This window comes from Methylobacillus rhizosphaerae, assembly GCF_900187985.1.
Lineage (GTDB): Bacteria > Pseudomonadota > Gammaproteobacteria > Burkholderiales > Methylophilaceae > Methylobacillus > Methylobacillus rhizosphaerae.
In genome coordinates this window covers 253,504-259,537 of record NZ_FZOA01000004.1, presented here as the reverse complement: position 1 = coordinate 259,537, position 6,034 = coordinate 253,504, and the positions used below count along the sequence as shown (strand labels likewise).

Sequence of the window (6,034 nt, the reverse complement as noted above, 5' to 3'; positions counted from 1 at the left end):
TGTTACCGTTCGACTTGCATGTGTAAAGCATGCCGCCAGCGTTCAATCTGAGCCAGGATCAAACTCTTCAGTTTAATTCCGACTATTACTTGTTTGACCTCTTGCGAGGTCGGTATATCGCTTGGCTTATTCTCAAATGAATCTTTAGGTGTAACTGTTAAGTTACAGATTTCATTTAAGTGTTAAGCACTTGTTTGTTGAGTTATCGATACTTAATCAATTAAGTATCAATGTGCACTCACCTACAAGCACCCACACTTATCGGTTGTTCATCTTGTTAAAGAGCAGGGCACTTCTTTTATACTTCCCACTGACTTCATCAATCAGCGAGAGGCCGCATTATACAGGGGTTTACTCAATCAAGCCAGCTCGAAATCACTTAATTTCTTACTGCCTTGCTGCGCACCTCATTGAAGCGAGGTGCGCATTCTACGCATCCAGAAATTCCGGTCAAGCGTTTTTCCGGGATGTTACAAATTAATTACAATTTACGCTGTAGCACGCACGCTTCAGCCCCGACGAATCACGATCCGCGCAAATTTACGCTTACCCACTTGCGCCACCACAACCCCAGCCGGGACTTGCAGGTTGCGGTCAGTAACTTTCGCACTGTCCAGTTTTACACCGCCCTGTTCTATCATGCGGAATGCTTCTGAGGTACTTGCCACCAATCCTGCCTGTTTCAGTACAGCGGCAATCGCGATGGCATCATCAGGAATGGCCACTTCCACTTCGGGAATATCGTCAGGCACTCCTCCTCTTGCACGCAATTCAAAGTCTGCGAGCGCATCAATCGCTGCCTGCTTGCTATGGAACCGCTCCACGATTTCCTGCGCAAAACGCACTTTGATATTACGCGGGTTCGCACCTGCCTCCACCTCTCCACGCCATTGCTTTACCGTCGCAATCGATTCAAACGAAAGCAGGTCGATATAACGCCACATCAGGTCGTCAGAGACAGACATCAGCTTGCTGAATATAGTATTGGCCGCTTCTGCAACACCTATATAGTTACCGAGTGATTTGGACATCTTATTGACGCCATCCAGCCCCTCGAGCAATGGTACTGTCAGCACTGACTGGGGCACCTGACCGTAATGCTTTTGCAGCTCTCGCCCCATCAGTAAATTAAACCGTTGGTCGGTACCGCCCAATTCAATATCAGCCCGTAATGCAACCGAGTCATACCCTTGCAATAGAGGATATAAAAATTCATGAATCGCAATTGGCTGATTACCCTTGTAGCGCTTCTCGAAATCATCCCGCTCCAGCATACGTGCCACGGTATGCGTTGCTGCGAGCTTGAGCATGCCAGCAGCGCCAAGTTCGTTGATCCAACTTGAGTTAAACACGACTTCAGTTTGCTCTGGCTTCAGAATCTTGAACACCTGCTCCTGATACGTTCTGGCATTGATCTGTACTTGCTCAGCACTCAAAGGTGGTCGAGTTGCACTTTTCCCAGTCGGGTCACCGATCATGCCGGTAAAGTCCCCGATCAGGAAAAGCACCTGGTGCCCCATATCCTGGAACTGGCGCAGTTTGTTGATGAGTACCGCATGCCCCAGGTGCAAGTCCGGCGCGGTAGGGTCAAAACCTGCTTTCACCCGTAGTGGTTGCCCGCGCTTCAGTTTATCCACCAGTTCTTGCTCGCCGATCAGGTCGTCAATGCCGCGCTTGATCAGTGCCAAGTCATCATTCAAATTCGTCATATCTTATAAATATCCGTATCTTAGGATGCTTTTTACCTTCACCATACAGAACTTTTCTGTTAGCATGCCCCATCATTGATTTGTAACAGTAATGAGGTAGCGACCAGTGCAGCAAACTGAGCAGAGCCAAAAAGAGGTTATTTTAACGCAAAATCCTGCATTAAAAGAACGTAAGCTTCGCCTGCGTTGGCTACTTGCCATTTCCAGTCTGCCGCTCTTCGGTATCATTACTGCCTTCGGTATTGCTCCCCAAACTGCCACTCAAAATATCGCGATTTCCACCATTGTGGAGAACATTGCTCTGCCGGAAATCTCAGCACCCCTAGTATCGGAAAACCTGGAAAGCCAGAATTACTGGCAGGCAGACCAGGTACGTCGGGACGATACCCTGGCGAGCTTGATGGCACGACTGAACATACAGAATGACGAAGCTTTGGAGTTTCTCCGTCGCAACCCTGATGCCAGCGCACTGGCTTCACAATTACGGCCAGGACGCGCCATTCAAGCGCAGGTCAATGCAGATGGCGCACTACTGAAACTTCAATATCAACTTAGCTCGACTTCCACACTCACTATTGAACGCACCGATTCTGGATATCAGGCAAAAACTGGTGAGCCTTCGCTGGAAGTCCACAATGTATTGAAAACTGCTGAAATCAGAAGCTCATTGTTTGCAGCTACGGATGCGGCAGATATTCCGGACTCTATTGCCATTCAGATGGCAGAAATCTTTTCTTCAGATATAGATTTTCACTCCGACTTACGCAAAGGTGACCGCTTCGCAGTAATTTATGAGGCAAAATATGACAATGGCCACCTAGTGAACACCGGACAGGTCGTAGCTGCAGAGTTTACCAACCAGGGTAAAACCTATAAGGCCGTCATGTATCGCGATCCTGCCGGCAAGGTTGCTTATTACACACCTGAAGGCAAGAGTCGGCATAAATCATTCCTACGTTCACCATTGGAGTTTACGCGTATCAGTTCCGGTTTCACAATGGGGCGTTTTCACCCCATCCTGCAGAGAATGCGGGCGCATAAAGGCGTAGATCTTGCCGCACCAATCGGCACTCGCATCAAGGCTCCTGCTGATGGCGTAGTCAAATTTGTTGGTGTCAAGAGTGGCTATGGCAATGTCATTTACCTCCAGCATACCGGTGGTGTCACCACGGTGTATGGTCATCTTTCCCGTTTTGCATCTGGCCTGCGTAATGGCATGAAAGTCTCGCAAGGCGATATTATCGGTTTCGTCGGTATGACAGGCATGGCCACCGGCCCTCACCTGCATTATGAATTCCAGCTCAATGGTGTGCATCGTGACCCCCTCAAAGTGGCACTGCCAGCTGCACAACCTATTGCACCACAATATCTGTCGGACTTCCGCACTCGCAGTGCCAATCTGACTGCGCAATTACAATTGCTGAGCGCAAGCACATTAGCCGCTCTTGACTAGTAGTAGTGCTCTGCCCGAGTTTTTTATTGGCCTGATGTCTGGCACCAGTCTTGATGGTGTCGACAGTGTGGTAGCGGCGTTTGATCATCAGCATTGCAATATTATCCAGCAACAGTTCACACCTTATTCCTCGCAATTAAGGCAGCAATTACTGGCATTGCATACTCCAGGCGACAATGAACTGGAAACCAGCTGCCTCATCAGTAATCAGCTTGCACATGCATACGCCCAGAATATCGATGCATTGCTCGCGCGCGCAGCCATCCAGCCTGCGGCCATACGCGCCATAGGTTGCCATGGACAAACGATACGCCATCGCCCAGAGCTCGGGTTCACACTGCAACTTGGCAATGCAGCCTTACTGGCGGAACTGAGTCATATTGATGTAGTTGCTGATTTCCGCAGCAGGGACATAGCCGCTGCCGGCCACGGCGCTCCTTTGGTACCGGCTTTTCACCAGGCAGTGTTTGCTCACCCAACACAACATCGGGCAGTACTCAATATCGGTGGTATCGCCAATCTCACCAACCTGCCTGCGGCCGGAGAGAGAGTAACCGGCTTTGATACAGGGCCCGGCAATATGCTGATGGATGCCTGGATTAAGAAACATCGCGCTCAGGACTATGATGCGAACGGCAGCTGGGCAGCGACAGGCCAAGTGATCTCGTCACTGCTGCAGCAAATGCTGTCAGCCCCATTTTTTTCCATGTCGCCACCCAAAAGTACCGGGCGTGATATGTTCAATTTGCCCTGGCTCGAACAACTTCTGCAGACGCAACCTGCGTATCGTCCTGAAGACGTACAACGTACACTACTGGAACTCACAGCTGTTTCCATCGTAATGTCCATGACGCAATATTGCGGTAATGTAGATGCACTATATGTATGCGGCGGTGGCGCTTATAATACGGCTCTGGTACAGCGCTTGCAGCAGTTGCTCCCTGCCACAGCCATCCAGCCCAGTGATGCACTGGGCCTCGCTGCGAATGCAGTAGAAGCTGCAGCCTTTGCCTGGCTGGCAAAACAAACATTGTACGGGTTGCCCGGTAATTTGCCTGCTGTCACAGGCGCGCGCGGCCCAAGAATACTTGGCGCAGTTTATGCTGCGTAATTTGTAACTGTTCAACCATTTGATGTCTGAATTATGAAACCAAGCAAAGTCACTCTTACTTTCGATGATGGCTCAGCGCCCATCGAGCTACCAATTCTCCCAGGCCAACTAGGTCCAAGTGTCATTGATATCCGCTCGCTGGGTAAGCATGGATATTTCACTTATGACCCCGGCTTTTTATCCACGGCGTCCTGCGATTCTGGCATCACCTTTATCGATGGCGAACAAGGACTATTGTTCTATCGCGGTTATCCGATCGAACAACTGGCAGAACACTCTGACTTCATGGAGGTCAGCTATCTGCTGATGCATGGTGAATTACCGAGCAGCACACAGAAAGCGGCGTTCGACACCTCCATTACCCGTCACACCATGCTGAATGATCAGCTCACGCACATTTTCCGCGGCTTTCGTCGTGATGCACACCCCATGGCTGTCATGGTGGGTGTCGTAGGCTCGCTCTCTGCGTTCTATCATGAGGCCCTTGATGTCAACGACGCCGAAAGCCGGGAGTTTGCAGCGCACCGCCTGATTGCCAAAGTACCGACCATTGCGGCCTGGTGCTACAAATACAATATTGGCCAACCATTCATGTATCCAAAGAACCGCTTCAATTATGCGGAGAATTTCATGCACATGATGTTTGCCAATCCATGTGAGGACTATGAACCCAATCCGGTATTGGCCAAAGCATTCGAACGCATCCTGATCCTGCATGCCGACCATGAGCAGAATGCCTCCACATCCACAGTACGCCTGGCTGGTTCGAGTGGCGCCAATCCGTTTGCCTGTGTCGCAGCAGGTATCGCCTCTCTATGGGGTCCTGCCCACGGCGGTGCTAATGAAGCAACCTTGAAGATGCTGGAGGAAATCGGGGATGTCAGTCGTATTGGCGAATATATCAAGCGCGCCAAGGATAAGACTGACTCTTTCCGTCTCATGGGCTTTGGTCATCGCGTTTATCGCAATATGGATCCTCGTGCTGCCATCATGCGCCAGACCTGTCATCAGGTATTGGACGAACTCGGCCTGAATAATGACCCCATGTTCAAGCTGGCTCTGGAGCTGGAGAAGATTGCACTGGAAGACGAATATTTCGTTAGCCGTCAGCTGTATCCGAATGTGGATTTCTATTCCGGCATTGTCATGCGCGCGATGGGCATCCCCAATTCAATGTTCACCGCCATTTTTGCCATGGCGCGTACAGCTGGCTGGGTAGCCCAGTGGAACGAAATGATGGCCGACCCAGGCTCCAAGATAGGGCGCCCGCGGCAGCTATATACTGGTTCACAGCGACGCGACTTTATACCATTGGATCAGCGCCGCTGATAAGGTCAGCATAAAAAAAGGGGCCCATGGCCCCTTTCTCAATCCCGCTATCCCGCTTAAGCCGAGAATGAGGACCCACAACCGCAAGTAGTCGTGGCATTAGGATTACGGATCACGAATTGCGACCCTTCCAGGCTATCCTGATAATCAATTTCTGCACCAACCAGATACTGCAGGCTCATGGGATCAATGAGCAATGTCACGCTATCCTTCTGTACCTGGGTATCATCATCGTTGACGGTTTCCTCGAAAGTAAATCCGTACTGGAACCCGGAACATCCGCCGCCACTGACGAACACACGCAACTTGAGATCCGGGGAGCCTTCTTCATCAATCAACTCCTGCACCTTACGCGCAGCATTATCAGTAAAGATCAATGGACTTGGAATTTCTTCTGTTACTGCATTCATGGTGGATCACTCCTTAAAAAAC

General features: G+C 50.3%; 5 protein-coding genes and 1 rRNA gene. 3 read left to right on the top strand and 3 right to left on the bottom strand.

What is annotated here, in order from left to right; translation table 11 throughout:
* Together CHB59_RS06345 and tyrS are read right to left on the bottom strand one after the other, a co-directional pair.
* Positions 1–74: ribosomal RNA gene (locus CHB59_RS06345) — 16S ribosomal RNA — on the bottom strand; the annotation flags it as partial.
* A 435-nt stretch (positions 75–509) separates the two neighbouring features.
* Positions 510–1,709 carry a tyrosine--tRNA ligase gene (gene tyrS, locus CHB59_RS06340; RefSeq protein ID WP_089375384.1) on the bottom strand — a complete coding sequence of 400 codons (1,200 nt, stop codon included), beginning with the start codon at positions 1,707–1,709 and terminating at the stop codon, positions 510–512.
* 106 nt (positions 1,710–1,815) lie between these two features.
* Here tyrS and CHB59_RS06335 point away from each other — a divergent pair, with 106 nt between their 5' ends.
* From CHB59_RS06335 to gltA, 3 genes are read left to right on the top strand one after another with little or no spacing between them, the layout of a single operon-like run.
* Positions 1,816–3,162 (top strand): peptidoglycan DD-metalloendopeptidase family protein, encoded by a 1,347-nt coding sequence (locus CHB59_RS06335; protein ID WP_089375383.1) that lies wholly within the window; start codon positions 1,816–1,818, stop codon positions 3,160–3,162.
* Positions 3,155–4,273, top strand: a complete 1,119-nt coding sequence (locus tag CHB59_RS06330) for an anhydro-N-acetylmuramic acid kinase (RefSeq protein WP_281252021.1) — start codon at positions 3,155–3,157, stop codon at positions 4,271–4,273. Before CHB59_RS06335 ends, CHB59_RS06330 begins: the two co-directional genes overlap by 8 nt.
* Before the next feature lie 33 nt (positions 4,274–4,306).
* A complete protein-coding gene (gene gltA, locus CHB59_RS06325; RefSeq protein ID WP_089375381.1) occupies positions 4,307–5,602 on the top strand; it encodes a citrate synthase in 1,296 nt (431 codons plus the stop codon).
* 56 nt (positions 5,603–5,658) lie between these two features.
* Here gltA and erpA read toward each other — a convergent pair whose 3' ends face one another.
* The gene (gene erpA, locus CHB59_RS06320) at positions 5,659–6,012 is read right to left on the bottom strand and encodes an iron-sulfur cluster insertion protein ErpA (RefSeq protein ID WP_089375380.1); all 354 of its coding nucleotides are present in this window, start codon (positions 6,010–6,012) and stop codon (positions 5,659–5,661) included.
* Positions 6,013–6,034: the final 22 nt, after the last annotated feature.